Here is a 26,574-nt window from a genome sequence, read left to right on the forward strand (position 1 = left end):
AACCCGATCAGGCGTTGGCGGCCGCGCTCGCCTTCTTTCGCGTGATGTAGCCCGCGATGCGGTTGCGGACACCCTTCGACTCCACGTTGGTCAACTGGGTGACGCTGTCCTTGTTGGTCTCGAAGTCGGTGTTGAACGCCTCCGGATACCGCTCCAGGAGGATACCCCCAAGCTGTTTGACGTATTTGGGTTTGATCGCCATGTGCGTACGTTCCGCCGCTAGGCCACTAAAACGATTCGTTCCGTCGGTCCCGCCACCCGGTCAGGTCGTCGATCCGGTCGAACGCCTCGCGCTCGGCCGGTCCGCCACAGCGCTCGACGGTCTCGGCGAAGTAGTCGAGGCGGTCCAGGAGCGTTTCGGTGTCGAAGGCGGGCACGTCCAGTCGCGACGCGGCGACCGTCGCGTCGACCACGGCGTAGAAGCCGCGGTTGATCGTCGGGACGGTGCGCTCGCGGACGGTCGCCGACCGCGGCGTGAGCGCCCAGCGAACCCACTCGGTGCCCTCGTCGACCCCCTCCTCGATCCGTCGGGCGTCCACGTCGACCCAGGCGGCCGCACCGTCCCGAACCGGATCGTTCGTCTCCGTCACGTCGAGGGCCGCGTCGACGAACTCGCGGGGGTCGGTCGTGAACTGGATCACACCCCCGCCCCGCCGCCCGAAGTTGCCGCGGGTCCGGGTCGTCCCCCAGGTCACGGCCGTCACGGGGTCGCCGTCGTCGTCGGGCGCGTGCAAGCCGAGCGCCGCCTGGTTCCAGCGGTCGTTCGGACCGAGCGTCGCCACGACCGATTCGGTGACGCCGCGGAGGGTGACGGGCCAGTCGGCCCCCTCTCCGTCGCTTCCGTTCACACTGGCACCCCCCGTTCGAGCGCGACGAAGGCCGTCGCGGCGGTGAGGTCCGCGGTCGTTCCCGGGTTGATCCCCTCGTCGAGAAAGCGGTCTGCCAGCGTCTCGGCCGCGTCGAGGTCCCCCCGGACCGCGTCGGCCTCGCGGCTCACCGCCCGCGCCCGGTCCGTGCCGTGGTCGATAGCGACGAGCGTGTCGGGGCGCTCGGCCAACAGATCGAGGAAGGCGCGGGCGAGGCGGTCGGTAACCGGACCGTCGTCGTCGAGGACCCGATCGGCGGCGTCGAAGACCCGCCCGAAGCCGCCCGTCCACTCGGCCGCGTTGGCGTCGTGGTCGGCGCTCATCTCCATCACGTCGGCGAGTGTCAGTCCCCGATCACGGAGCGCGGGCACGGCGTCGGCGCCGCGACGTACGTCGAGGTCCGGTGCTTCGTCAGGCGGGTCGTCGACCGCCACGTCGACGTACTCGAAGGCACGGTAGAACGCGGCGGCGTCGTCGACGGTCGTCGCCCCGGTGACATCCCGCAGGCCGTCCGGCGAGAGGCGATCGGTCGCGGCGGCGCGAACCAGCGGCACGAGGAGGAGCAGACAGCCGAACTGCGTGTTGCCGCCGGACTGCTGGCTCATCCCCCGGACCGCGCGCTCGAAGGCGTCGCCGAGGCCGGCGTCGCCGGCGGCCAGTTCCAGTCCCGGCCGCGACCCCACCGCCCCGGCTAGGAACTGTTCGAAGCGCAGGTCGTCGTGGTCGCGGTGGCGGTCGACGTTGCCCGGTTTGGGCGTACTCGCCACCTCCAGCGTGAGGGCGAGTTCGGCGTGGTCGGCGGAGGACATGTGCGGGCGAGGATGAGAGCGCCCGGTCATCCCGGAACCACCCCGTCGCGATGGTCGCCGTCCTGCCCACGACGCTTCCAGTCGTCGACGGCGCGGGCGACCCGTTCGAGAACCGCCGGGTCGTCGCTCGGGCGCCCGACGCTGACGCCGTCGGCGCCGTACGCGAGATACTCCCACGCCGTCTCTCGGTCGCGAACGCCGTTGTTGGCGAGGAGGTAGGCGTCGCTCGCGGCAGCCACGTCGGCGATCACGGGTTCGGAATCCATCGCGTCGACGTGGACGGCGTCGGCGCCGGCGTCGGCGACGGCGTGGGCAGTGGCGGGCAGGTCGACCCCCGACACTTCCGTCCGCATCTTCACGCTCACCGTCGCGCCCGCGTCGCTCGCGGCCGAGACGTACGTCGCGAGACGCGCCGTATCGCGGAGGAGTGTCTCGCCACAGCCGACAGCACACAGTTCGTCCTGCCGGCAGTGGGCGTTGATCTCCAGGATTGCGCCGTGATCGGCACAGACCGCCGCGGCCTCGCGGATCGGATCGAGCGTCGCGCTCCGGACGTTCACGCCGGCGCGGACGGGGGCGTCGTCCAGAGCCGAGAGTTGGGACTCGACGAACGAGAGGGGGTCGGCGGTGAGGAACTCCTCGCGCCCGCGGGCGACGAGTTTGCGGGCGGCGGCCCGCGAGTCGGCGTCGAGGGCGACGCCGCCGAGGAGAGCGAGGTCGGCGTACTCGGCGCCCGAGCGCGCCCACTCGGCGTCGGCCGCGCCGCTGAGGCTGGCGAGCGCGAGCATCAGGTCACCTCCGCCAGCGCCGTCGCGACGGCGTCGACGACCCGGCGGGCGTCCGCCGCGCCGTCGATCCGGGTGTCCGTGTGGACGACCGGGCGGTCGAGGTCGGTGCCATCGTCGGTGTCGAGGACGAACGCGTCGACGAAGGGGTAGGCGTCGGCGACGCCGGCGGTCGAAGGGTCGAGGCCGACGCCGCGCATGAGGGCGGCCACGGGGCCGGAGAACGCCTCGTCCTCGATAAAGGGGGAGACGGCGACCACGGGCGTCTCGGCGAGGGCGTCGTCGACGCCGGGGAGCGCGCGGATCGGGCCGACGCTCGTCACCGGGTTCGAGGGGCCGATTACGACCGGCGCGTCGAGGGCGTCGCGGACGGCGACCGTCGGCTCGGCCGTCTTCGATCCTCTAAACTCCACGTCCTCGACGGGCGGGTCGGCGCGGCGGGCGACCCAGTACTCCTGGAAATGCATCGCGCCCGCGTCGGTGTGGACGATGGTGGCGACGGGGTCGTCGCTCATCGGAAGGAGGTCGACGGCGAGGTCGAACGCGTCGGCGAGGGTTCGTGTCGCCTCGGTCAACGTCGCCCCTTCGTCGAGGAGGCTCGTGCGCGTGACGTGGACGGCCCGGTCGCGGTCACCGATCTCCATGAACTCCGCGACGCCGGAGAACCGGCGCCAGCGGGCGATCCGACGGCCGGTCGTCTGTCGGGCGTCGGGGAGATAGCGCGGGCCGGACTCCAGTCCGGCGGCGTCGGCCAGTCGCCCGAGTTCGTCGTGGGTTGCGGTCGTGTCGCCGTCGATCCCCCACCACGTCTCGCGGTCGAGGGTGCCGCCGCCGGCAAAGAGCACCGTATCGAGGTCGGGACAGACGAGGTGCCCGCCGAGTTCCACGTCGTCGCCGGTGTTTCCGACGACGGTCACCTCGGCGGGATCGAACGCGGCGTCGACGCCATCGAGGAGTTTCGGCGTACCCGTTCCGCCGGCGAGGAACGTAACCATGTGCCGGGTAGCGGGCGGGTGGATTTGTGCCTTTGGGAGCGTCGTGCGTGCGGGTTCGACACACGACTCGCGAGCGTTTACCCACGTGCTCCGCTAACGGGACTCATGATCGGAATCGACGTGCTCACCGACGACGTACGGCTGAACGAACCGACGCTGGTCGAGGGGTTGCCGGGCGTTGGCCTGGTGGGAAAACTCGCGGCCGACCATCTGGTCGAGACGTTCGGGATGGTCCACTACGCCAACGTCCACTGTGACGGGCTGGCGCCGGTGACGACGTACGCGACCGGCGACCGATCGCTGACGACGCCGGTTCGGCTGTACGCCGACGCGGAACGGGACTTGCTGGTCCTCCAGAGCGACGTGCCCGTCTCGCCGGCGGCGGCACTGGAGTTCGCGGAGTGTCTGGGCGGGTGGAGCGTGGACGCCGAGGTGGCGTCCATCTATCTCAGCGGGATCGGACGGGAACGCGACGAGGAGGCGACGCCGGCGCTTTACGGCGTCACGGCCGGTGGCGGGGGCGAGCGACTGACCGACGCCGGCATCGATCCGCCGACGGAGTCGGGGCTGATCTCGGGGCCGACGGGCGCGCTCCTGAGCCACGCGCTCCGCACCGACGCCGTGGCCGTCGGCCTCGTCGTCGAGGCCACGCCGGGGTTCCCGGACCCGGAGGCGTCGGCCCACCTCCTCGAAAACGGCGTCGGCCCGTTGCTCGGAACCGAAATTCCGGTGGCCGAACTCGTCGACCACGCGGGGGAGATCCGGGCGGCCAAGCGCCGCCTCGCCGAACGGATGGAAGGAACGGAGGAGACGAGTTCGCAGGCTCGCCCGCTCGGAATGTATCAGTGAGTGCGTTCTGCAAGCCTTAAGCGACCCGAGGCGTTTCTGTCGACTATGCACGAGGATGCGGCCGAAGAGCCGACGGCGGACTCGCAGGGTGAGGAACCGGGCGAGAACGAGGGGAGGACCCTCGCCGACCGAGTCGCGGACTACGACGCCGAACTCGGCGACGCCGTCGCGGACCTCGAAGCGCGGATCGACGAACTCGAAGCCGAACTGGCGGCGACGGAGGAGCGTGCCGACGACGCCGAATCCCGGCTGAAGCGCACACAGGCCGACTTTCAGAACTACAAGAAACGCGCGGAGAAGCGCCGAGAAGAGATCAAAGAGCGCGCGACGGAGGACTTCGTGACGCGTCTGGTGCCGGTGCGCGACGATCTGGTTCGCGCGCTCGATCAGGAGGAAGGCGTCGACATCCGCGACGGCGTCGAGTCGACGCTCTCGTCGTTCGACCGGGTCCTCGAAGAGGAGAACGTCGTCCCGATTCGGCCCGCGGCCGGCGACGAGGTGGACCCGACCCGCCACCAGGTGATGATGCGCGTCGAGAGCGACCAACCCGAGGGGACCGTCGTCGACGTCTACCGCCCCGGCTACGAGATGGCGGGGACGGTCATCCAGGAAGCGCAGGTGACAGTCAGCGAGGGGAACTGATAGGGATTATCGTCGCTGTTCATAGGTTCGGCTTCGCCCGAATCGGAGACAACGGCCAGTCGAGGATCGCTGGACTTCCGGGTAGCTACGATACTCCCTATGATTCGGGGGCCGATGGATTGCAGTTCTATATAAACATGAGTGGTGTGAACCGTTCACACGATCTCTAATCACCGGACGGCAATGCGTCGGATTGGACCGGCCCCTCACCCCGTCTAGTAACCTTTAACCGACCAAAACCGATAATCACCGACAAGATGGCGAGCAACAAAATTCTGGGTATCGACCTCGGGACCACGAACAGCGCGTTCGCGGTGATGGAGGGAGGCGACCCGGAGATCATCGTGAACGGTGAGGGCGACCGAACCACGCCGTCCGTCGTCGCCTTTACCGACGACGACGAGCGGCTCGTCGGCAAACCGGCGAAGAATCAGGCCGTCCAGAACCCCGAGCGCACGATCCAATCGATCAAGCGCCACATGGGAGAGGAGAACTACACCGTCGACGTCGGCGACGACGAGTACACGCCGGAGCAGATTTCGGCGATGATCCTCCAGAAGATCAAGCGGGACGCGGAGGAGTACCTCGGCGACGACGTGGAGAAGGCCGTCATCACCGTCCCGGCGTACTTCAACGACCGCCAGCGGCAGGCGACGAAGGACGCGGGCGAGATCGCGGGCTTCGAGGTCGAGCGCATCGTCAACGAGCCGACGGCGGCGTCGATGGCCTACGGCCTCGACGACGAGTCCGACCAGACCGTCCTCGTCTTCGACCTCGGGGGCGGGACGTTCGACGTGAGCGTCCTCGACCTCGGGGGCGGCGTCTACGAAGTCGTCGCCACGAACGGGGACAACGACCTCGGGGGCGACGACTGGGACCAGGCGATCATCGACCACCTCGCCGAGGAGTTCGAGAGCGACCACGGCGTCGACCTCCGCGAGGACCGACAGGCGCTCCAGCGGCTGAAAGACGCCGCCGAAGAGGCCAAGGTCGAACTCTCCTCGCGCAAGGAGACGGACATCAACCTGCCCTTCATCACCGCGACCGACAGCGGGCCGATCCACCTCGAAACGTCGCTCACCCGCGCGAAGTTCGAGTCGCTGACGAGTGACCTCGTCGAGCGCACCGTCGCGCCGACGGAACAGGCCCTCGAGGACGCGGGCTATACGAGAGACGACATCGACGAGGTGATCCTCGTCGGCGGGTCGACCCGGATGCCTCAGATCCAGGAGAAAGTCGAGGATCTCGTGGGGCAGTCGCCGAAGAAAAACGTCAACCCGGACGAGGCGGTCGCGCTGGGCGCGGCGATCCAGGGTGGCGTTCTCGGCGGCGAAGTCGACGACATCGTCCTGCTGGACGTGACGCCGCTCTCGCTCGGTATCGAGGTCAAGGGCGGCCTGTTCGAGCGGCTGATCGAGAAAAACACCACGATCCCGACCGAGGAGTCGAAGATATTCACGACCGCCGCGGACAACCAGACGATGGTGCAGGTCCGGGTGTTCCAGGGCGAGCGTGAAATCGCGGAGGAAAACGAGCTGCTCGGCGAGTTCCAGCTGACGGGCATCCCGCCCGCACCGGCCGGAACACCGCAGATCGAAGTCGGCTTCAACATCGACGAGAACGGCATCGTCAACGTCGAGGCCGAGGACAAGGGGTCGGGCAACGCCGAATCCATCACCATCGAGGGTGGCGCCGGCCTCTCCGACGAGCAGATCGAGCAGATGCAGGAGGAAGCCGAGGAACACGCCGAAGAAGACCAGCAGCGCCGCGAGCGGATCGAGGCGCGAAACGAGGCCGAGAGTTCGATCCAGCGGGCCGAAACCCTGCTGGAAGAAAACGAGGAAAACGTCGACGACGACCTCCAGGAGTCCATCGAGGACGCCATCGCGGAAGTCGAGGAGACGCTCGACGACGACGACGCGACGACCGAGGACCTCCAGGGCGTCACCGAGGCGCTCACCGAGGAGCTCCAGGAGATCGGCAAGCAGATGTACCAGCAACAGGCCCAGGCCGGTGCGGGCGGCGCAGGTGCCGACCCCGGCGGCATGGGTGGCATGGGCGGTGCCGGTCCGGGCGGTGCGGGCCCCGGCGGCGCCGATGCCGCGGACGACGAGTACGTCGACGCCGACTTCGAGGAGAAAGACGACGAGGACGACGCGTAATCGCTACCGAGCCGGACTTTACAACTACGGACCCACAGTAAATCACATCAAATGACGGAGGACTTCTACGACGTGCTCGGGGTGTCTCGGGACGCCGACGAGGACGAGATCAAACGGGCGTACCGAAAGAAGGCATCGGAGTACCATCCGGACGTGAGCGACGACCCCGACGCCGAGGAGAAGTTCAAGAAAATCCAGAAGGCAAAGGAGGTGCTCACGGACGAGGAGAAACGGCAGGCGTACGACCAGGTGGGCCACGAGCGGTTCGAACAGGCCGAGAAGCGCGGCGGGTTCGACGGCGGTGGCGGCGGCGCCGGCGCGCAGGGCAACCCCTTCGGCGGCGGTGGCGGCGGCTTCGGCGACATCTTCGAGCAGTTCTTCGGCGGCGGTGGCGGCCGTGGCGGCAACCGGCCGCGGCAGGGCCAGGACCTCCGAACGTCGCTCCAACTCGACTTAGAGGAGGCGTTCGAGGGTGTCGAGCGCGAGTTCACGGTCACGCGACCGATGCGGTGTTCGGACTGCGGCGGCCGCGGCCACCCGCCGGACGCCGACAGCGAGACGTGCCCGGAGTGTAACGGTCAGGGACAGACCACCCAGGTCCAGCAGACGCCGTTCGGCCGGATGCAACAGACCACCACCTGTCGCCGCTGTGAGGGGGAGGGGACCCTCTACAGCGAGACGTGTTCGACCTGTGGCGGCGACGGGCAGGTGCGCGAGGAGTCGACGCTCTCGGTCGAGATTCCCCCGGGGATTCGCGACGGCCAGACCCTCCGGATGGAAGGCGAGGGCGCGCCGGGAGCGAACCGCGGCCCGAACGGCGACCTACTGATCGAGATATCGGTCGCGGACCATCCCGACTTCGACCGTGACGGCGACGACCTGCACCACCAGCATCCCATCTCCTTCCCGCAGGCGACGTTCGGCGACACGGTCGAGGTGCCGACCCTCGAGGGCACCGTCGAGATGGACGTGCCCGAAGGCACCCAGAGCGGCGAGACGTTCCGCCTCAAGGGCAAGGGGATGCCGCGGCTCCGACGGCGCGGTCGGGGCGACCTCTTCGTACAGGTTCAGGTCGTTACGCCCGACAGCCTGAACAGCGAACAGCGCGAGGCGCTGGAGCAGTTCGCCGAGGCGGGCGGCGAGGAAGTCGAGGTGAACGAGGGCTTCTTCGAGCGGATCAAGAGCAGTTTCTGATGGCCGCTGACGTTCTCGGTGACCTCGTCGCACGCGACCGGCGAAGCGACGCGGTGGCGCTCCGTGTCGACGCGACCGGCCGCGAGATCAGCTATCGCGACTTCTGTACCACCGCGTGGAAGGCGGGTCACGCGCTCAGTCACTGCGGTGTCCATCCGGGGGCACGCGTGGCGCTCGCGCCCGACCCGGCGCCACAGCCGTTGTCGACGCTGTTCGGCGCCGCGTGCCTCGGTGCGCGTGTGACCTTCGACGCCGAGGCGGCGGCCCGGGCCGTCCTCGTCCCCGCCGACCGCGAGTGCGACCTGGAACGTCGCCCGGGGCGGGCGGTCGTCGTCTACGGCGACGCGCCCGAAGACCCGGGAATCACCCACTGGGAGCGGACGGTCTGGAGCGAGAACCCCGTGCGACCGCCCGGCGAACGCGACGCCGACGAGGTGGTCCTCGACGGCGCGGAACCACGTTCCGCGAGCAACCGGACGCAGTCCGGTAACCCCGGATCGACGGCGTACACGCACCGCGAGGTGTTGGCCGCGGCGGCGCGCGTCGTCGACGTGGCGGGCCTCGACGCCGATACGTCGGTGGGGCTCCGGGCGCCCCTGACCGATCCGCGAGCGGTCGTCGCGGGCGTGGTCGCCCCGCTTTCGGTCGGCGGGACGGTCGTGCTTCCGGAGGGAGCGTCGGACGCGGACGTATTCGTGGGCGACGGGAGTGAGTGGGGCTTCGACGTGGCCGACGTGTCACTCTAAGCCTAACGATCGGCCGACGGCAGTCCATGTCTCCGGCGGGAACAGGTTTATACCACAGTGCCGTGGTGTGTGTGAACGTCCATGACAGCTAGACAGCGCGTGCAGTCGTTCGGCCGGGCGATGGCGGACTGGTCGGAGAAGTGGGTCCCGAGCCCGTTCCTCTTCGCGGTGATCCTGACGCTCATCGCGTACGGGGCGGCGATCGCGTTCACGCCGGACGGGCCGTATCAGAACATCGTGAACTGGTACGACGGGTTCTGGACGCTGTTGACGTTCGCGATGCAGATGGTGCTCATCCTGGTGACGGGCTACGCCGTTGCCGACTCCGACTTCGTGAGCGGCTATCTGAACAAACTCGCGTCGGTTCCGAACGACAACACGCAGGCGGCGTCGCTGGTGGCCGCCGTCTCGCTCGTCTTCGGATATTTCCACTGGGGGATCGGCCTCATCGTCGGGGCCATCTTCGCCATCTTCGTCGCGCGGGCGGGCCACGAACGCGGGAAGACGTTCCACTATCCGATCCTGTGTGCCGCCGGCTACACGAGCCAGACCATCTGGCACGTCGGCCCGTCGACGAGTGCGGGATTGCTCTCCGCGACGGAGGGCCACCCGTTTCAGGACATCATCGGCATCGTCCCGCTCAGCGAGAGCGTCTTCACCATCTACGCGTTCGGCATCGCCGTCCTCGTGTTTCTGACGGTGATTCCGGTGCTCGCCTTCCTCGCACCGGAGGAGAGTGACGCGACGGGAATCGACGAGTACGCCCCGAGCCTGCTGAAAGGCGACGCCGAGGAGGCCATCTCGGACGGTGGGACGACGACCACCGGGGCGGAACAGGTGAGGCGGTCGCCGGCCGACCGCCTCAACGACAGTCGGGCCATCGCGTACCTGATCGCCGCCGGCATGCTGGTGTATGTCGTCCAGTACTTCGTCAACGCGGGCGGCATCGGCGAGGCACTCGACCTGAACGTCTTCAACTTCACGTTCATCGCACTCGGCCTACTCTTGCACAAGACGCCGGCGGCGTACATGGAGACGATCCGTGACGCGACGGAGGGGGCGGCGGGCATCATCCTGCAGTTCCCCTTCTACGCGGGCATCCTCGGCATCATCAGCAACTCCGGGCTCTCGGACCTGATCGCGGAGGGACTGCTCGCGGTGGCGACGCCACAGACGTTCCCGGTGATCGCGTGGCTCCTCGGCGGCGTCATGAACCTGTTCGTCCCGAGCGGCGGCGGCGAGTGGGGGATCATCGGTGGCGTCGTCGGGAGCGCGGCGGTCGAACTCGGCGTGGCGCCGGGGAAAGCCATCGTCGCCTACGGCGTCGGCGACATGTGGACGAACATGTTCCAGCCGTTCTGGGCCATCCCGCTGCTGGGCCTGACCAAGGTTCGCGCCCGCGACATCCTCGGTTACACCATGATCGTCATGGTGGTGCTGTTCCCTGTGTTCGCCCTCGGGCTGTACTTCCTGCCGTACTGAGGCCCGCGTTCGTTTTTTCCGACGACCGAAATACGGCGCACGCGGCCCTCGGCCATCGTCGCCGGGAGGTCGACCGCGGTGGCGTCCCGGTGGACCGTCGTCGTCGCGCGCCACCGCGGGCGCGATGTCGCGGTCGGTGACGATTCAGTTCTATTGGCAGATATGTCGCCGAGCTTACCAGTCGGTGAGAATCGGCGGTCGGGCCGGCAAATCCTTTTTATGTCGCGTCTACTACCTCGGGGCATGTACGTCCGGGATGCCAAGAACCGCGACGAGGTCTGGTTGCTCGACCACATCGAGGAGATGGGCCTGGACGACGCCGCCTTTCGGTCCCGCGATTACGTCATCGCCGTCGACGAGGAGTCGAACGAGCGGGCGGGGTTCGGCCGCGTCCGCATCCACAAGACGGACGCCGGCGACTACTGCGAACTCACGGGCGTGGGCGTCCTGCCCGAGTGGCGCGGGCAGGGGGTCGGCGCGCACGTGGTCGAGCGATTGATCGAGACGGCGACGACCGAGGGGTTCGAGACGGTGTACTCGCTGACCGACGAGCCGGGGTATCTGACCCAGTTCGGCTTCGACCCCGTCGAATCGAGCGCGCTCCCGGCGAAGATGCGCGAGCGACTGGCGACCAAGCGGGAGTCGGTTCAGGCCGACGCCGTCGCGACGAGCATCGCCGTCGACGACTTCGCCATGCCCGAGAGTCTGCGCGAGGCGTTCAAGAACGCGGCGCCACACGACCCCAACGAGGGGTCCGTCGTCGAGGACGCCGAGGATTTCGGCATCGACCCCGACAGCGCCACCTACAAGTACGACACCGGGCGTTAAGTCCGATCCTCGAGGAAGTCGGTGCTGAACGCGAGCCACGCGAGCACCGTACAGAAGACGATGGGCGGAAGGATGGCGAACGCCCAGAGTGGTTCGATTCCCCAGAACAGAAGCAAGAGCACGTCGGCGAGGCCGAGCAGGAGAAACGGCGTCACCGCGAGGAGCGCTCGCCGCCGGTTTGGGCTCGAATCCCGGGAGAGTGCCATACGACTCCTCGGCGTTCGGTCGTCAAAAGCCCCGCGGATGGTCACCGATCCGCGATTCGATACACCAGTGCGCTGCCGGCGACCATCAGGAGGCCGAGAAGCCGGACGCGGCGGGTCGCGTTCGGGCGCGGGACGAATTCGACGGCGAGGACGCGGTCGTACCCCCACCGAGCGGTCGCGAGCAGTCGCGCCGGCACGAGCAAGTGGACGACGCCAGCGAGGACGCCGAGCAGTGACAGCCATCGAACGCGGGTTCGAAACGCGGGCATGGGGCGACATTGGGCCGGCGTGGATTATAGATATTAGGCGAGAAAACCCACGAGTTTAGTCGTGGGATGAATCGCCGCACAGTTCTCAGATGCCGAAATCGGACGATTTGAGTGCCTACACTACGTATTTGTGGCTGTCATTGCGACGGACCCCCGTCGTGATTGATGGTCCGAAAACTGGCAGTTGACTCGGTGTTTGCCTCATCAAAAAGTAAGCCATCGGACACCTCAAGCGATCTAAAACAACCAGATAACTCCGAATCCTTCACACGATAGGAGTAACGGGGGCGTGGCACTCCCATCGGCGTGTCGGGTCGTAAACGTAAGTTCCCAAACCAGCGCAAACGGGCGTGGGAAGCCCACGACTTTAATCGTGGGAGGATGTCATATACTGCGGCCCGTCACTCACCGACCGGAGGGGAGCGTATATCCCCGCACCGGCCGTAGACCTGCGGCGTGACCGACGAACTCATCGAGGCGGCCCGTTCGGCCCTCGAGGCGGCGTACGTTCCGTACTCCGACTACACGGTCGGTGCGGCGCTTCGAACCGCCGACGGAACCGTGTTCACCGGCTGTAACATCGAGAACGCCAACTACAGCAACAGCCTCCACGCCGAGGAAGTCGCCGTCGCCGAGGCGGTCAAGAACGGCCACCGCGCGTTCGACCGCCTCGCCGTCTCCTCGGGCGCCCGCGACGGCGTCACGCCCTGTGGGATGTGTCGACAGACGCTCGCGGAGTTCTGTCGCGACGACCTGCCCGTGATCTGTGACGAAGGTGGCGACTCGACGACGACGTACACGCTCGGCGAACTGCTCCCCGAAACCATCGGTCCGGAAACGCTGGAATCAGCCAATCGTCCCACAGATTCCGATTAGAAAAACATATGAACAATTAATACACTATGGTATAGATTATCGTAGGAATTATTGCCATACAGCGTGAATAATTGGTAAAACATTTTTATAAGTGGGATGTCATCGTAGTAACGAGATGGCAGAACTCATGACCCCCACCACCGATCCGACGACGCTCTCGTCCTGTCCGTCCTGCGAGAGCGACGTGACCAACGTCCACGGCATCTACACCTGCTCGACGTGCAGTTGGGTGACACCCGACTTCCGCTAACGCGACCATTACTTTACGGCCCTCGTCGTACAGGCGTCTATGACGAGCGACGCGGACGACCGACAGTACCACCTCGACATCGTGCCCGGCGACGTCGCCGACACCGTCCTCCTCCCCGGCGACCCCGACCGCGTAGACATCGTCACAGACCGCTGGGACGACGCCGAGATGGTCGCCGAACACCGCGAATACCGCACCGCGACGGGCACGTACGCGGGCGCCCCCCTCTCGGTCACGTCGACCGGTATCGGGAGCCCCTCGACCGCCATCGCGGTCGAAGAACTCGCCCGCGTCGGCGCCGAGACGTTCCTCCGGGTGGGGTCCTGTGGTGCCCTCCAACCCGACATGGACGTGGGTGACCTCGTGATCACCACCGGCGCCGTGCGAGGCGAGGGGACGAGCGAGGAGTACGTCCGCGAGGACTACCCCGCCGTCGCCGACCACGCGGTCGTCTCGGCGCTCGTCGCGGCCGCCGAGCGTCTCGGCTACGACTACCACTGCGGCGTGACGATGAGCACCGACAGCTTCTACGCCGGCCAGGCCCGGGAGGGGTTCGACGGGTTCGAGGCCGCCGGCAGCGAGTCGTTGCTCGACGACCTTCGCGCCGCGAACGTCAAAAACGTCGAGATGGAGGCGAGTTCGATCCTCACGCTCGCGACCCTGTACGGCCTCCGTGCTGGCGCGGTGTGTTCCGTCTTCGCCAACCGATCGACGGGCGAGTTCCGGACGGAGGGCGAGGGCCGGGCCGCGGAAGTCGGGAGCCTCGCTGCCGCGCTCCTCCACGAGATGGACGACCGGCGGGCCGACGCCGGCGCCGACGCGTGGCACGCCGACCTCTCGCTGTAGGGATCGACGGTCGTCGACAGCAAGTTCGACGAATGGCCGATTCAGGCCGTCTCACGGGCGTTTCAACACTCCTATAACCGACGACTGACGAGTGGCGCGTATGACCTCTCAGGTCGTCGTTCTCGGGTCCGGCTACGCCGGCGCGGGTGCCGTCAAACAGTTCGAAGACGTAACCGACGGAACCGCCGAGCTGACCTGGATCTCCGAGCACGACTATCATCTCGTCCTCCACGAGTCACACCGTGTCATCCGCGACACGAGCGTCGCCCCCAAGATCACGATTCCGGTCGACGAGATCAAATCCCCCGAGACGACGTTCCGGCAGGGTCACGTCGCCGAGATCGACGTCGACGACCGAACCGTCCACCTCGACGCCGGCGAGACGGTCGAGTACGACTACCTCCTCGTCGCGCTGGGGAGCAGCACCGCCTTCTACGGAATCGAGGGTCTCGCGGAACACTCCCACACACTCAAGAGCCTCGACGACGCCCGCGAAATCCACGAGGATGTGGCCGCGGCGGCGGCCGACGCCACCCGCTCCGATCCCGCACAGGTCGTCGTCGGCGGCGCCGGCCTCTCCGGCATCCAGTCGGCGGGCGAAATCGCCGCCTACCGCGACGAACACCGCGCCCCGATCGACGTGACGCTCGTCGAGGGTCTCGACGACGTGTTCCCCGGCAACGACCCCGAACTCCAGGGCGCGCTCCGCAAGCGCCTGGAGGAAGCCGACGTCGACATCATGTGTGGCGAGTTCGTCTCGAAGGTCGACGCCGACACCATCTACGTCGGCGGCGGGGAGGACGAGGAGCCGACCGAACTCGACTACGACGTGTTCCTCTGGACCGGCGGTATCACGGGGCAGGACGAACTCGCCGACGCCGGGGTCGACAAGGACGACCGGAGCAACCGAGTGTACGCCGACAACGACTTCCGGACGAGCGACGAGCGCGTGTTCGCCATCGGCGACACGGCGCTGATCGAACAGGGACCGGAGGAGTTCGCCCCGCCGACCGCACAGGCCGCGTGGCAGGCCGCGGAGGTGGCGGGCGAGAACCTCTTCCGGGCCACGAAAAACCAGTCGCTGCGGACGTGGAGCTACGACGACAAGGGGACGCTCGTCTCCGTCGGCGACGAGGCGGTCGCCCACGGGGTCGACGTGTTGCCGATCGACACGTTCGGCGGCCTCGGCGCCGAGACGCTCAAGAAGTTCGTCGCCGCGCGCTGGATCGCCGATGTCTCCTCCATCGGCCGGGCTATCGACGCCTGGTCGGATATGTGATTACCGGTCAATCCACGCCGCGAGCGCCCTGGCACCGCGATACCGAAGGCAACCGACAGGAGAGAGTCCTCGACGATAGCAGCGACTGTTAGGCCTCGATCACGGAGTAATCGAACGATAATTCACGGTCGGACGAGTGCCCGGGTCCGGGCGAACAGCTCGACTGATACGGATTCTTGTAACTGTTTACCGGTGGTTCGCCAGGACGGTCCGGCGAACCACCGGCAATGACTTACAATAACCCGTATGAGGGGGTGAAACAGCGGCTCAGTGCGCCGGCTCCTCCGCCGGCGCTCGCATGTCGTCGATACGGAGGATGAGGATGTTGTCGGTGTCGTCCTTGCCGTCGACCGTACCGTCGATGACGAGTTTCGACAGCGGCGTGGGCCCGACACGGACCTTGTCGCCCTCGTGGAACTCCCGGACCGAGCCCTGCACGTAGATTTCGGCACGGCACAGATCGGGGTGGTGAACGGAGGAGAGGTCGATTTCGCCGACGTTTGCCGTGTCGACCGGTTCGCCGTTGTGGAGGAGGGGGACGGCCGCCGGTTCGTCCATCTGGTCGATGTCGAGGGCCTCGTACGCGTTCGCGGTTGGCTTGTAGCCACCCTTCGGCCCCGGTACTCCTTCGACGAGCTGGAGGGCTTTGAGACTCTGCATCTGGTTGCGGATCGTCCCCGGGTTTCGGTCGACTTCCTCCGCGATATCTTCCCCTTTCACCGCGTCCTCGGTCTCACGGTGGAGGTTGATGAGCGCCGTGAGGATCGTCTTCTGACTCGACGTTAGTTCGATTGATGACATACCACCGATTTAGTCGTTCGCGTTATTAAATTCGATGGATGTGTGAATCGGTTTCGAATTTCGGTCCGGCCGTCGAGACGAAAGCGATACCGCTTTCCATTCGTCTCACGAGACACCGCCCATGAGAGGCAAGCGCGTCCTCGTCACTGGCGGGGCCGGATTCATCGGCTCGAACCTGGCGAACCGACTGGCCGCCGACAACGAGGTTATCGCCCTCGACGACTGCCACCTCGGCACGCCCGAGAACCTCGACGACGACGTTCGGTTCGTCGACGGGAGCGTCCTCGACGAAAATCTGCCGACCGACGTGGATGTCCTCGTTCATCTCGCCGCCTACTCCTCCTATACGATGGTCGAGGAGAACAAACGCGAGGCCACCCGCGTCAACGTCGAGGGGTTCGTCAACACCGTCGAACAGGCCCGCGAGGACGGCTGTGACACCGTCGTCTACGCCTCCACCTCCTCTATCTACGGCTCGCGCACCGAACCGTCCCCGGAGAATATGGCCGTCGAAGCGCGCACCTGCTACGAGGCGTCGAAGCTCGCACGAGAGCGCTACGGCGAGTACTTCGGCAACCACTACGACGTGACGCTGGCCGGCCTCCGATTTTTTTCGGTGTATCAGGGTTACGGCGGCGCGGAAGAGCACAAAGGCGAGTACGCCAACACCGTCGCGCAGTTCGCCGACGCCATCGCGAACGGCGAAGCACCCGTGCTGTTCGGCGACGGGTCTCAAACACGGGATTTCACCCACGTCGACGACGTGGCGCGGGCGCTCGAACTCGCCGCCGACCACGAGTTGCAGGGGGTCTACAACGTCGGTACCGGCGAGAGCTACGATTTCAACACGATGGTTGCGATGATCAACGACGAACTCGGCACCGATATCGACCCCGAGTACGTCGAGAACCCCCTGCCCGTCTACGTCCACGACACGATGGCCGACGCGACAAAACTCCGCGAGGCGACGGGCTGGGAGCCCGAGGTGGGGTTCGAGGACGGGGTCGCGCGGGTGTGTGACCCCTACCGCGAGGCCTGACGAGGCGAGGAAGGGTCGTGCGGGTGTCCTACCGCGCCCTTTTGCCGACACCCGCACAACGGCCCGTATGACCGACACAGTACGCATCGTCGGCGCCCCCACCGACTACGGCGCGAGCCGACGTGGTGTCGACATGGGGCCCCTCCGCGATTCGCTACGCCGACCTCGCGGCCGCGCTGTCCGGACTCGGCGTCGACGCGGTGGACAGCGGCGACCTGCCGGTCACGCGCGTCGAGAACGACGACCCCGGCCGCACCGACGCGAAGTACCTCCCAGCCATCGAATCCGTCTGTACTCGACTGGCCGACAGGGTGAGCGACGCCCTCGACGCGGGTGAGAGGCCCCTCGTCCTCGGCGGCGGCCACTCCGTCGCCATCGGGAGCGTCGTCGGGTCGGCGCGCGACGCCGATGTCGGGGTGCTCTGGTTCGACGCCCACGGCGACGTGAACACGCCGGCGACGACGCCGAGCGGGAACGTCCACGGAATGGGCGAGTTCGCCGGACTCCCGTGGGCGAACGGCGTCGGTGTCGATCCGGAGAGCGGGCGGCGATCCACGAGCACGGAGTCGCGACTTACTCCATCTCAGACATCGACGACCGGGGCGTCACCGAGGTGGTCGCCGACGCCCTCGATACCGTCGGCGGGCGAAACGGCGTCCACGTCAGTCTCGATCTGGACTGGCTCGATCCCACCGAGGCACCGGGCGTGGGGACGCCCGTCAGGGGCGGTGTCACCTACCGCGAGGCGCACGCGGCGCTCGAACGGGTGGCCGAGCGCGCGACGGTGCGATCGCTCGAACTCGTCGAGGTGAATCCGATCCTCGACGACCACAACCGAACCGCCGAACTTGCGTTCGAACTCGCCGCGAGCGCGCTTGGAAAACGGATTTTGTAGGCGCTCAGGAGTCGACCTCGTCCTCGGCCTCGTCACCGTCCGCCCCCCGATCCGCCGGGAGCACGGCCACCGACGCCACCGAATCTCCCTCGTGTAAGTCCATCACGATGACGCCCATCGTGTTTCGGCCGACGGCCGAGACGTCCTCGACGGGCGTGCGCATGATCTGGCCGTCCTCGCTCATGACGACGAGGTGATCGCCGGGGCCGACGGCGTCGATGGCACACGCCGGCCCGTTGCGTTCGTTCGTCTTGATGTCGATGAGGCCCTTGCCGTACCGGGACTGCTGGCGGTAGGCGTCGATGGCCGTCCGCTTGCCGTAGCCGTTGTCGGTGACGGTGAGCACCCAGTCGTGCTCGTCGGGATCGACGGCCGCGAGACCGACGACGTGATCCGATCCCTCCAGCTTGATGCCGCCGACGCCGCGGGTGTCCCGCCCCATCGGCCGCACCTCGGACTCGGCAAAGCGGATGCTCATGCCGCCGGCGCTGGCGACGATCAGGTCGTGGGTGCCATCGGTTAGCTCCACGTCGACGAGTTCGTCGCCCTCCTCCAAGCGGATGGCGCGGATACCCGTCGAGAGGATGTTACCGAACTCCTCGACGGCCGTTCGCTTCACCCGGCCGCTCCGGGTCGCCATCGTCAGGTAGCGGCCGGCGCCTTCTTCCAGACTCTCGCAGTCGACGACGGCCTCGATCTCCTCGCCGTCGTCCAGATCCAGCAGGTTCACCGCCGACTTGCCCCTCGCCGTTCGGCTCATCTCCGGTACCTGATACGTCTTCAGCTTGTACACCTGCCCGTGGTTGGTGAAACAGAGCAGGTAGTCGTGGGTGTTGGCGAGGAAGACCGACGAGACGCGGTCGCCCTCCTTCAGATCCGCGCCGATGATTCCTTTCCCGCCGCGGTTCTGCGCCCGGAACGTCGACAGCGACATCCGCTTGATGTAGTCGTCCTCGCTGACGACGACGAGGGTGTCCTCCTGCGGGATGAGGTCCTCGTCGGTCACCTCACCCATATCCTCGATGATCCGGGTTCGACGCTCGTCGGCGTACTCGGCTTTGATCTCGCGGAGTTCGTCCTCGATGACGCCGAGCAGTTCGGATTCGTCGTCCAGAATCTCGGTCAGCCGCTCGATCCGGGCCTGTACGTCCGCGTACTCGTCTTCGATCTCCGCGGCTTCCATCGACGTGAGGCTGCCGAGTTGCATCGCGACGATGTGATCGACCTGGTCCTGAGAGAAGTCGAAGGCGGCCCGGAGCGACGCTTTCGCGCCGTCGCGGTCCTCGGCGTCCTGGATGAGTTCGACCACCTCGTCGGCGTTCTCCAGCGCCGTCAGCCGCCCCTCGAGGATGTGTGCGCGCTCTTCCGCCTCGGCGAGGTCGTACTCGCTTCGGCGACGCACGACCTCGCGGCGGTGATCGAGGTAGACTTCGAGGGTCTCCTTGAGGTCGAGCACCCGCGGTTGCCCGTCGACCAGGGCAAGGTTGATCACGCCGAAGGTGGTCTCCAGATGCGATTCCAGCAACTGGTTCTCGACCACTTCGGGGTTTGCGCCCCGCTTGAGTTCGATGACGACACGGATGCCGTCGCGGTCGGACTCGTCGCGCAGATCGCGTACGCCGTCGAGTTTGCCCTCGTTCACGTCGTCGGCGATACGCTCGATGAGCCGGGACTTGTTCGCCTGATAGGGGAGTTCGGTGACGACGATGCGGTCCTCGCTCACCTCCATCTCGGCGCGGACGCGCAGCCGTCCACGACCCGTCTTGTACGCCTTGTGGATGGCGTTGCGGCCGACGATGTTCGCGCCCGTCGGGAAGTCGGGGCCGACGACGTGGTCCATCAGGTCCTCGACGGTGCAGTCCGGATCGTCGATGAGGTGGATCGTCGCGTCGATCACCTCGCCGAGGTTGTGCGGCGGGACGTTCGTCGACATCCCGACCGCGATGCCCGAGGAACCGTTGACCAGCAGGTTGGGGAAGGCCGCCGGCAACACGTCGGGTTCCTGCTTGCGGCCGTCGTAGTTGGGCGAGAAGTCGACAGTGTCTTTCCCGATGTCGGCCAGCAACTCCTCGGCGATGGGCGACATCCGGGATTCGGTGTATCGCATGGCTGCCGGCGGGTCGCCGTCGATGGAGCCGAAGTTGCCCTGACCATCGATCAGCGGCGCGCGCATCGAGAAATCCTGAGCCATCCGGGCGAGGGCGTCGTAGATGGCGCTGTCCCCGTGCGGGTGGAAATCACCCATCGTCTCGCCGACGACGGAGGAGGACTTCCGGTGGGAGGCGCGGGCGGTGACGCCCGCCTCCTGCATGGCATAGAGGATGCGCCGGTGGACGGGCTTGAGGCCGTCGCGGGCGTCCGGCAGGGCTCGTCCCGCGATGACAGACATCGCGTAGTCGATATAGGACTGCTCCATCTCCTGTTCGATGCGGGCCGTCTCGACCTCGGCGGCGAACGACTCGTCGCCGGCGTCGCCGGGTACGTCCGAACTCATATATCCACCCACTCCGCGTCGCCGGCGTGCTCCTTGATGAACTGTTTCCGCGGGCCCACCGCGTCACCCATCAGGATCGAGAACATCCGATCGGCGGCCGCGGCGTCCTCGACGGTGATCCGCTTCAGAATCCGGTTTTCGGGGTTCATAGTCGTCTCCCAGAGCTGATCGGGGTTCATCTCGCCCAAGCCCTTGAACCGCTGGACCTGATCCGGCTTGCCGTTACACCGCTCCTCGACGATCCGGTCGCGCTCCGCCTCGCTCATGGCGTCGTACGTCTCGCCGCGGTAGCGAACCCGGTAGAGCGGCGGCTTGGCCGCGTAGACGTAGCCCGCCTCCAAGAGCGGCTTCATGTGCCGGTAGAGGAGCGTCAGGAGGAGCGTCCGGATGTGCGCGCCGTCCACGTCGGCGTCGGTCATCAGGATGATCCGCTGATAGCGGGCGTCCTCGATGTCGAACTCCTCGCCGATGCCGGTGCCGATGGCGGTGATGAGCGCGCGAATCTCGTCGTTCTCCAGGATGCGGTCGAGGCGGTGTTTCTCGACGTTCAGGATCTTCCCCTTCAGCGGGAGGATGGCCTGAAACTCCCGGTCGCGGCCCTGTTTGGCGCTCCCGCCGGCGCTGTCACCTTCCACCACGAACAGTTCGGATTTCGTGGGGTCTTTGGACTGACAGTCGGCGAGTTTGCCGGGGAGCGCCGTCGACTCCAGGGCGCTCTTGCGCCGGGTGAGCTGTTCGGCCTTCTTCGCCGCCTGGCGGGCCTTCGCCGCCTCGACGGCCTTGCCGACGATGGCCTGGGCGGTGTCCGGATGCTCCTCGAAGAAGGTGCCGAGTTGCTGGTGGACGGCGCTCTCGACGATCCCCCGGACCTCGCTGTTGCCGAGTTTGGTCTTGGTCTGGCCCTCGAACTGCGGGTCGGGATGTTTGACCGAGATGACCGCGGTCAGCCCCTCGCGGACGTCCTCGCCTTTGAGGGTGCCGTCGAGGTCACCCAGAAGCCCGTTGTCCGTGGCGTAGTCGTTGACGACGCGGGTGAGCGCCGTCTTGAACCCCGTGAGGTGAGTCCCCCCCTCACGGGTGTTGATATTGTTGGCGAACGCGTGGATCGACCCCTGCAGTTCGTCGGTGGCCTGCATCGCCACCTCGACGGCGATGTCGTCTTCCTCGTCGTCGAAGTAGATCACGTCGTCGTGGAGGCCGGTCTTGGTCTCGTTGAGATACTCGACGAACTCCCGGATTCCGCCCTCGTAGCGGAAGGCGACGGATTCGCCGTCCCGTTCGTCCGCGAGGCCGATTTCGACCCCGGAGTTGAGGAAAGCGAGTTCCCGAAGGCGGGTCGACAGCGTATCGAAGGAGAACTCCGAAGTCTCGAAGATGTCGCCGTCGGGCCAGAAACGGACGGTCGTGCCTGTTTCCTCGTCGGGGTCGAGATCACGGACGCGTTCGAAGGCGTCGAGGTCGGGTTCCCCCCGGTCGAAACGGTGGCGCCAGACGGCGCCGTTGCGTTTGATCTCGACCTCCAGGCGCTCGGAGAGGGCGTTGACGACGCTGACGCCGACGCCGTGCAGGCCGCCCGAAACCTGGTAGGATTTGTTGTCGAACTTCCCGCCAGCGTGGAGGACGGTCATGATGACCTCGACCGCCGGCCGGTCGTACTGTTCGTGCGTGTCGACGGGGATGCCGCGGCCGTTGTCGGTGACGCTCACCGAGTCGTCCTCGTGGATGGTGACCCCGATGGCGTCGCAGTAGCCCGCCAGCGCCTCGTCGATAGCGTTGTCGACGACTTCGTAGACGAGATGGTGGAGACCACGCGTGTCCGTCGATCCGATATACATCGCCGGACGCTTCCGGACTGCCTGGAGTCCCTCCAGTACCTGAATCTGCCCGGCTCCGTACTCTTGTTCGTCGGCCATAGAATCTACCCGCGGTAGACGGCCACGCTTCTTAAACGCTCGCACGCGTGCGCGCGACGAAAGATACTATTTATGCACCGAGAAATTCCGCTTCGAATTCCCCAACTTGAGTTCGCAGTTCGTCGGACACCACCGACGACAGTCACCGAACGCGGCGCCAAACGGGGCGCCGTCCCGCTCGCGCGCGCGTCGCTCCCCTTTCACTTTCACCACGCTGGCGGTGGCCTTTTAAACGTCGTGGCGGTAGAGGGGCCCACGAATGACATCGTTCCAGTCGACGCTCGGCGAGGAGGGGGGCATCGCCGAGGAGCTGGCCGAGAACCAGCGGGCCATCTCCATCGCCGAGTTCTTCGAGAAGAACAAACACATGCTCGGCTTCGACTCCGGGGCCAGAGGGTTGGTGACCGCCGTCAAGGAGGCAGTCGACAACGCCCTCGACGCCACGGAGGAAGCCGGTATCGCCCCCGACATCTACGTCGAAATCGCCGAAGCGGGCGACTACTACAGACTGATCGTCGAGGACAACGGGCCGGGAATCACGAAAGAGCAAGTCCCAAAGGTGTTCGGGAAACTGCTGTACGGCTCCCGGTTTCACAAGCGGGTTCAAAAACGTGGCCAGCAGGGCATCGGCATCTCCGCGGCCGTCCTCTACTCCCAACTCACCTCCGGGAAACCCGCCAAGATCACCAGCCGAACCCAGGGGAGCGCCGACGCCCAGTACTTCGAGCTGGTCGTCGACACCGACGACAACGAACCCGAGGTCAGGGCGGAGAAAACGACTTCGTGGGACCGCCCGCACGGCACCCGGATCGAGTTGGAGATGGAGGCGAACATGCGGGCGCGCAACCAGCTTCACGACTACATCAAACACACCGCGGTCGTCAACCCCCACGCCCGCGTCGAACTCCGGGAACCGGGGCTCGACGAACCGCTGAAGTTCGAGCGCGGCACCGACCAGTTGCCGGCCGAGACGGAGGAGATTCGCCCCCATCCCCACGGCGTCGAACTCGGGACGCTCCTGAAGATGCTGACGGCGACGGAGTCGTATTCCGTGTCGGGCTTTCTCCAGGGCGAGTTCACCCGCGTCGGCGGGAAGACGGCGACGAAGGTGTGTGATCGTTTCCGCGACGAACATTTCGGGCGCGAGATGGCGTGGACGACGCCCTCGCCGGCCGACGAGGCGGACGTGGAAGACGCCGTCCTCGACGCCGTCGCCAACAAGAGCGCCGAGGCGACGGCGTGGTTCGCCGACCGCGTAGCGGAGACGGTCGGCGACCGGGAGCGACTCGCCCACCACGAACTCGTCGGCGTCGTCTCCAACCTCGCAGACGCCGTCGAGGAGGAGTTCGACGAGACGTTCGGCGAGACGGTACGGGAGAACGCCGTCGACGCGGCGTGGGCGGAACTCACCGGCCCGGACCTGCTGCGGGCCTCGCTGTACGAACGGGTCGACGACGCGACGAGCACGCAGAAAGACGACGCCACGGTGCAGGGCCTAGCCGACCGCCTCGCCGATAAGTTCGCCGGGGCCGACGATCCACGCCACCGGGCGACGCGGGACGAACTCGCCGCCTACGTGGACCGCTCCGCGGACCGGATCGAGGACGCCGCGGACGCGACGGTCGGCGAGACGGCCCGCGGGAACGTCACCGATGCGATCTGGGGCCACATGCGAACGGTCCCGGATGATCCGCCCCGGGTACGGGCGATCGCCGACGACCGCGACACCGCCTCCGAGTTACTGGAGGCGATGCGCGGGACGGACATCCTCGCCCCGCCGACGGACTGCCTGTCGCCGATCACGGCCGACCTCGTCGAGGCGGGACTGAGAAAGGAGTTCGAGGCGGATTTCTTCGCGGCGTCGACCCGCGACGCCGAGGTTCACGGCGGCGACCCCTTCATCGTCGAGGCGGGCATCGCCTACGGCGGCGATCTCGAACACGAGGGCTCGGTCGACGTGATGCGCTTTGCCAACCGCGTCCCCCTCGTCTACCAGCGGGGGGCGTGTGCCATCACCGACGTGGTGAAAGGGATCGGCTGGCGCAACTACGGGCTGGATCAGCCGGGAGGGAGCGGTCTCCCCTCCGGCCCCGCGGTAATCATGGTCCACGTCGCCTCGACGAACGTCCCCTTCACCAGCGAGTCGAAAGACGCCGTGGCGAACGTCCCCGAAATCGAGGACGAGGTCGAACTCGCCATCCGGGAGGCCGCGAGGGAACTGAAATCCTACCTCAACCGACGGCGGTCGCTGGAGAAACGCCGGAAGAAACAGGACGTACTGGGGCGCATCCTCCCCGAGATGGCCGACAAACTCGCCGCGGTGACGGGGCGGGAGCGGCCGAACATCGACGGGGCGCTCGGGCGCATCATGAACAACGTCATGGTCGAACGGTCCGTCGAGGATGGGACGGTGACGCTCGCGGTTCGGAACCACTCCGATCGAGCGGAGACGCTGGACCTGACCGACATCGTCAGCACGGAGCCGGCGACGGTGAGCGACGGCGCGTCGGTCGTCGACATGGACGGCGAGTGGTTCGTACAGTGGTCCCCGTCGGTGTCGGCGGGCGAGACGGCGACACTCACCTACGAGGTGAGCGAGGAGACGACCTTCGACGTCGATGTCGGGGGCGTCGAAAGCGAGAAACTCACGGTGAACGCATGAGCACACAGGACGAACGCGCACGACAGCAGTTGATCGACCTCGCGGCGGAGTTCTACGACCAGTTCGCCCGCGGGGAGGTGCCGGAGATGACCCTTCCCACGCGAACCAAAAGCAACATCGAGTACGACGAGGAGAGCGGCGTGTGGGTGTACGGCGACCGCACCTCCACGCGGTCGGCCAACTCCGTCCGCGGCGCCCGGAAGCTACTCAAAGCGACCTACACCATCGACTTCCTCGCCCGCCAGTTGGAGGAGGGTCGATCCTCCACGCTCCGTGAACTCTACTATCTCTCCGAATCGTGGGACGCAGAGGAGGCCGCCTTCTCGGATCAGGACGAGTCCAACCAGCTTATCGAGGACCTCGAAATCGTCTCGGAGGTGACTCGCGAGGACTTCCATATGCGCCCGGAGGAGTCGGGCGCGACGCTGATGGGCTCCCTCGAACTCCGCGAACAGACCCGCCGGGGCGAGCGCGAGATTCACTGCCAGAAAGACGTGGGCGAGGGTGGCTACCAGATTCCCAACAACCCCGACACCATCGACTTTCTGGATCACGACATCGACTTCATCCTCTGTGTCGAGACGGGCGGGATGCGTGACCGCCTCGTCGAGAACGGCTTCGATACGGACTACGACGCCCTGATCGTCCACCTCAAAGGCCAGCCGGCGCGGGCGACCCGCCGGATCACCAAACGGCTCCACGACGAACTCGACCTGCCCGTCGTGGTCTTCACCGACGGCGACCCGTGGTCCTACCGCATCTACGGCTCCGTCGCCTACGGCTCGATCAAGAGCGCGCACCTCTCGCAGTATCTCGCGACGCCCGAGGCACGCTTCGTCGGCATCCAGCCCGAGGACATCGTCGAGTACGACCTGCCCACCGATCCGCTGGCCGATTCGGACGTGAACGCCCTCGAATCCGAACTGGAGGACCCGCGCTTCATGACCGACTACTGGGAGGAACAGATCGAACTCCAACTCGACATCGGCAAGAAGGCCGAACAGCAGGCCCTCGCCTCCCGCGGCCTCGATTTCGTCACCGACGAGTACCTCCCGACGCGGCTGGGCGAGATGGGCGTGCTGTAGCCTCGCTCACACTTATTTCCTTCGGGGACGTATCGGGTGTATGAACTTCGACACCGACCTCGGCCGCTTGCGCCACTTGCCCGAGACGCCGCTTCGCGCGCTCAAGCGGTCGTTCTGGTGGGTCCGCAAGACGTTCTTCTCGAAGCCGAAACCCGAGAACCCGGCCGTCGTGGTCGACATGCGCGAAGCCGAGGCGGAGGCGTTTCTCGGCGAACACTTCTTCGAACCCGGGTGGGAGATGTCCTACCACTACCACAACGAAGTCGTGAACGTGCGCCGGGTCCAGCATCTCGACGACCACCCCTCCGGTCTCCCGTGGTGGCAGACCCACATCCGCGGCTACGAGCATCCGAATGGGCTCGAACTCGCGGCCCACTTCGAACCCGAACCCGCCGAGCATCCGGACGCACACGTCGACGGCGACCACATCGACGTGTCGCGGGGGAACGCGACGCTGGTCGGGATTCTGGAGGACGCCGGCGTCGAGTTCCGGCGAATCGGTGACTGGCCCGCGGACGGGACGGCCGTCGCGGACGCCTGACCCGTCGCGGCCGCGTCTCGGAACCGCAGATGGCCGACGGATCACACCCGCCGGCGGAAA

24 protein-coding genes and 2 pseudogenes are annotated in these 26,574 nt (G+C 66.7%); 16 read left to right on the forward strand and 10 right to left on the reverse strand.

From position 1 onward, the window contains the following. Positions 1–7: 7 nt before the first annotated feature. The 5 genes from HALNA_RS12215 to cofD are packed head-to-tail and all read right to left on the reverse strand — an operon-like array spanning position 8 to position 3,455. Positions 8–202 (reverse strand): 30S ribosomal protein S17e, encoded by a 195-nt coding sequence (locus tag HALNA_RS12215; RefSeq protein ID WP_049936639.1) that lies wholly within the window; start codon positions 200–202, stop codon positions 8–10. Between the two features lie 25 nt (positions 203–227). Beyond that, a complete protein-coding gene (locus HALNA_RS12220) occupies positions 228–848 on the reverse strand; it encodes a DUF447 domain-containing protein (RefSeq protein ID WP_049936640.1) in 621 nt (206 codons plus the stop codon). Next, positions 845–1,675, reverse strand: a complete 831-nt coding sequence (locus HALNA_RS12225; RefSeq protein ID WP_245576029.1) for a triphosphoribosyl-dephospho-CoA synthase — start codon at positions 1,673–1,675, stop codon at positions 845–847. The genes HALNA_RS12220 and HALNA_RS12225 overlap by 4 nt, the downstream gene beginning before the upstream one ends. Positions 1,676–1,701: 26 nt before the next feature. After that, positions 1,702–2,463 carry a tRNA-dihydrouridine synthase gene (locus HALNA_RS12230; protein WP_049936642.1) on the reverse strand — a complete coding sequence of 254 codons (762 nt, stop codon included), beginning with the start codon at positions 2,461–2,463 and terminating at the stop codon, positions 1,702–1,704. Continuing rightward, the gene (cofD, locus tag HALNA_RS12235) at positions 2,463–3,455 is read right to left on the reverse strand and encodes a 2-phospho-L-lactate transferase (protein WP_049936643.1); all 993 of its coding nucleotides are present in this window, start codon (positions 3,453–3,455) and stop codon (positions 2,463–2,465) included. The genes HALNA_RS12230 and cofD overlap by 1 nt, the downstream gene beginning before the upstream one ends. A 105-nt stretch (positions 3,456–3,560) precedes the next feature. On the opposite strand from cofD, the gene HALNA_RS12240 reads away from it, so the two are divergent. The 7 genes and pseudogenes from HALNA_RS12240 to HALNA_RS12270 all read left to right on the forward strand — a co-directional run bounded on the left by HALNA_RS12240 (position 3,561) and on the right by HALNA_RS12270 (position 11,358). Beyond that, positions 3,561–4,304: a proteasome assembly chaperone family protein gene (locus HALNA_RS12240; RefSeq protein ID WP_049936644.1), complete on the forward strand. Its 744-nt coding sequence runs from the start codon at positions 3,561–3,563 to the stop codon at positions 4,302–4,304. Between the two features lie 39 nt (positions 4,305–4,343). Next, positions 4,344–4,946, forward strand: a pseudogene (grpE, locus tag HALNA_RS12245) (nucleotide exchange factor GrpE); the annotation flags it as partial. Positions 4,947–5,203: 257 nt separating this feature from the next. Next, positions 5,204–7,108 (forward strand): molecular chaperone DnaK, encoded by a 1,905-nt coding sequence (gene dnaK, locus HALNA_RS12250; RefSeq protein ID WP_049936646.1) that lies wholly within the window; start codon positions 5,204–5,206, stop codon positions 7,106–7,108. A 51-nt stretch (positions 7,109–7,159) separates the two neighbouring features. Beyond that, positions 7,160–8,302 (forward strand): molecular chaperone DnaJ, encoded by a 1,143-nt coding sequence (gene dnaJ / locus HALNA_RS12255; RefSeq protein WP_049936647.1) that lies wholly within the window; start codon positions 7,160–7,162, stop codon positions 8,300–8,302. After that, positions 8,302–9,048: an acyl-CoA synthetase family protein gene (locus HALNA_RS12260; protein WP_049936648.1), complete on the forward strand. Its 747-nt coding sequence runs from the start codon at positions 8,302–8,304 to the stop codon at positions 9,046–9,048. Before dnaJ ends, HALNA_RS12260 begins: the two co-directional genes overlap by 1 nt. Positions 9,049–9,129: 81 nt before the next feature. Beyond that, complete coding sequence (locus HALNA_RS12265) at positions 9,130–10,530, forward strand: short-chain fatty acid transporter (protein ID WP_211226017.1); 1,401 nt, start codon at positions 9,130–9,132, stop codon at positions 10,528–10,530. A 243-nt stretch (positions 10,531–10,773) separates the two neighbouring features. Then, positions 10,774–11,358 carry a GNAT family N-acetyltransferase gene (locus HALNA_RS12270; protein ID WP_049936649.1) on the forward strand — a complete coding sequence of 195 codons (585 nt, stop codon included), beginning with the start codon at positions 10,774–10,776 and terminating at the stop codon, positions 11,356–11,358. Here HALNA_RS12270 and HALNA_RS12275 read toward each other — a convergent pair. Both HALNA_RS12275 and HALNA_RS12280 read right to left on the reverse strand, forming a co-directional pair. Further along, complete coding sequence (locus HALNA_RS12275) at positions 11,355–11,564, reverse strand: hypothetical protein (protein WP_049936650.1); 210 nt, start codon at positions 11,562–11,564, stop codon at positions 11,355–11,357. The two genes, HALNA_RS12270 and HALNA_RS12275, sit on opposite strands and share 4 nt — an antisense overlap. Positions 11,565–11,605: 41 nt before the next feature. Next, complete coding sequence (locus HALNA_RS12280) at positions 11,606–11,833, reverse strand: hypothetical protein (protein ID WP_049936651.1); 228 nt, start codon at positions 11,831–11,833, stop codon at positions 11,606–11,608. 456 nt (positions 11,834–12,289) lie between these two features. Here HALNA_RS12280 and cdd point away from each other — a divergent pair, with 456 nt between their 5' ends. The 4 genes from cdd (at position 12,290) to HALNA_RS12295 (ending at position 15,084) form a co-directional block, all read left to right on the forward strand. After that, a complete protein-coding gene (gene cdd, locus HALNA_RS12285; protein WP_049936652.1) occupies positions 12,290–12,709 on the forward strand; it encodes a cytidine deaminase in 420 nt (139 codons plus the stop codon). A gap of 115 nt (positions 12,710–12,824) precedes the next feature. Continuing rightward, positions 12,825–12,959, forward strand: coding sequence for a hypothetical protein (locus HALNA_RS21395; protein ID WP_281172112.1), 135 nt, complete (start codon positions 12,825–12,827; stop codon positions 12,957–12,959). Between the two features lie 39 nt (positions 12,960–12,998). After that, positions 12,999–13,805 carry a nucleoside phosphorylase gene (locus HALNA_RS12290; RefSeq protein ID WP_049936653.1) on the forward strand — a complete coding sequence of 269 codons (807 nt, stop codon included), beginning with the start codon at positions 12,999–13,001 and terminating at the stop codon, positions 13,803–13,805. 100 nt (positions 13,806–13,905) lie between these two features. After that, complete coding sequence (locus HALNA_RS12295; RefSeq protein ID WP_049936654.1) at positions 13,906–15,084, forward strand: NAD(P)/FAD-dependent oxidoreductase; 1,179 nt, start codon at positions 13,906–13,908, stop codon at positions 15,082–15,084. Between the two features lie 267 nt (positions 15,085–15,351). Here the strand turns inward: HALNA_RS12295 and HALNA_RS12300 are convergent, their stop codons facing one another. Continuing rightward, positions 15,352–15,885, reverse strand: a complete 534-nt coding sequence (locus HALNA_RS12300; protein WP_049936656.1) for an Rrf2 family transcriptional regulator — start codon at positions 15,883–15,885, stop codon at positions 15,352–15,354. A gap of 121 nt (positions 15,886–16,006) precedes the next feature. Between HALNA_RS12300 and HALNA_RS12305 the strand changes: the two genes are divergently transcribed. After that, positions 16,007–16,924 carry an NAD-dependent epimerase/dehydratase family protein gene (locus tag HALNA_RS12305; RefSeq protein WP_049936657.1) on the forward strand — a complete coding sequence of 306 codons (918 nt, stop codon included), beginning with the start codon at positions 16,007–16,009 and terminating at the stop codon, positions 16,922–16,924. A gap of 67 nt (positions 16,925–16,991) precedes the next feature. Next, positions 16,992–17,819, forward strand: a pseudogene (locus HALNA_RS12310) (arginase). A 4-nt stretch (positions 17,820–17,823) separates the two neighbouring features. On the opposite strand, the gene gyrA reads toward HALNA_RS12310, so the two are convergent. After that, a complete protein-coding gene (gene gyrA, locus HALNA_RS12315; protein WP_049936658.1) occupies positions 17,824–20,313 on the reverse strand; it encodes a DNA gyrase subunit A in 2,490 nt (829 codons plus the stop codon). Next, on the reverse strand, positions 20,310–22,226 hold the full coding sequence (gene gyrB, locus HALNA_RS12320; protein ID WP_049936659.1) for a DNA topoisomerase (ATP-hydrolyzing) subunit B: 1,917 nt from the start codon (positions 22,224–22,226) through the stop codon (positions 20,310–20,312). The genes gyrA and gyrB overlap by 4 nt, the downstream gene beginning before the upstream one ends. A gap of 259 nt (positions 22,227–22,485) precedes the next feature. Between gyrB and HALNA_RS12325 the strand changes: the two genes are divergently transcribed. From HALNA_RS12325 to HALNA_RS12335, 3 genes are read left to right on the forward strand one after another with little or no spacing between them, the layout of a single operon-like run. Beyond that, complete coding sequence (locus tag HALNA_RS12325; protein ID WP_049936660.1) at positions 22,486–24,888, forward strand: DNA topoisomerase VI subunit B; 2,403 nt, start codon at positions 22,486–22,488, stop codon at positions 24,886–24,888. Continuing rightward, positions 24,885–25,973: a DNA topoisomerase IV subunit A gene (locus HALNA_RS12330; protein ID WP_049936661.1), complete on the forward strand. Its 1,089-nt coding sequence runs from the start codon at positions 24,885–24,887 to the stop codon at positions 25,971–25,973. The genes HALNA_RS12325 and HALNA_RS12330 overlap by 4 nt, the downstream gene beginning before the upstream one ends. A 40-nt stretch (positions 25,974–26,013) precedes the next feature. Next, positions 26,014–26,514: a hypothetical protein gene (locus HALNA_RS12335; protein ID WP_049936662.1), complete on the forward strand. Its 501-nt coding sequence runs from the start codon at positions 26,014–26,016 to the stop codon at positions 26,512–26,514. Positions 26,515–26,574 lie beyond the last annotated feature (60 nt).

This window comes from Haloplanus natans DSM 17983 (genome assembly GCF_000427685.1).
Classification (GTDB): Archaea; Halobacteriota; Halobacteria; order Halobacteriales; family Haloferacaceae; genus Haloplanus; species Haloplanus natans.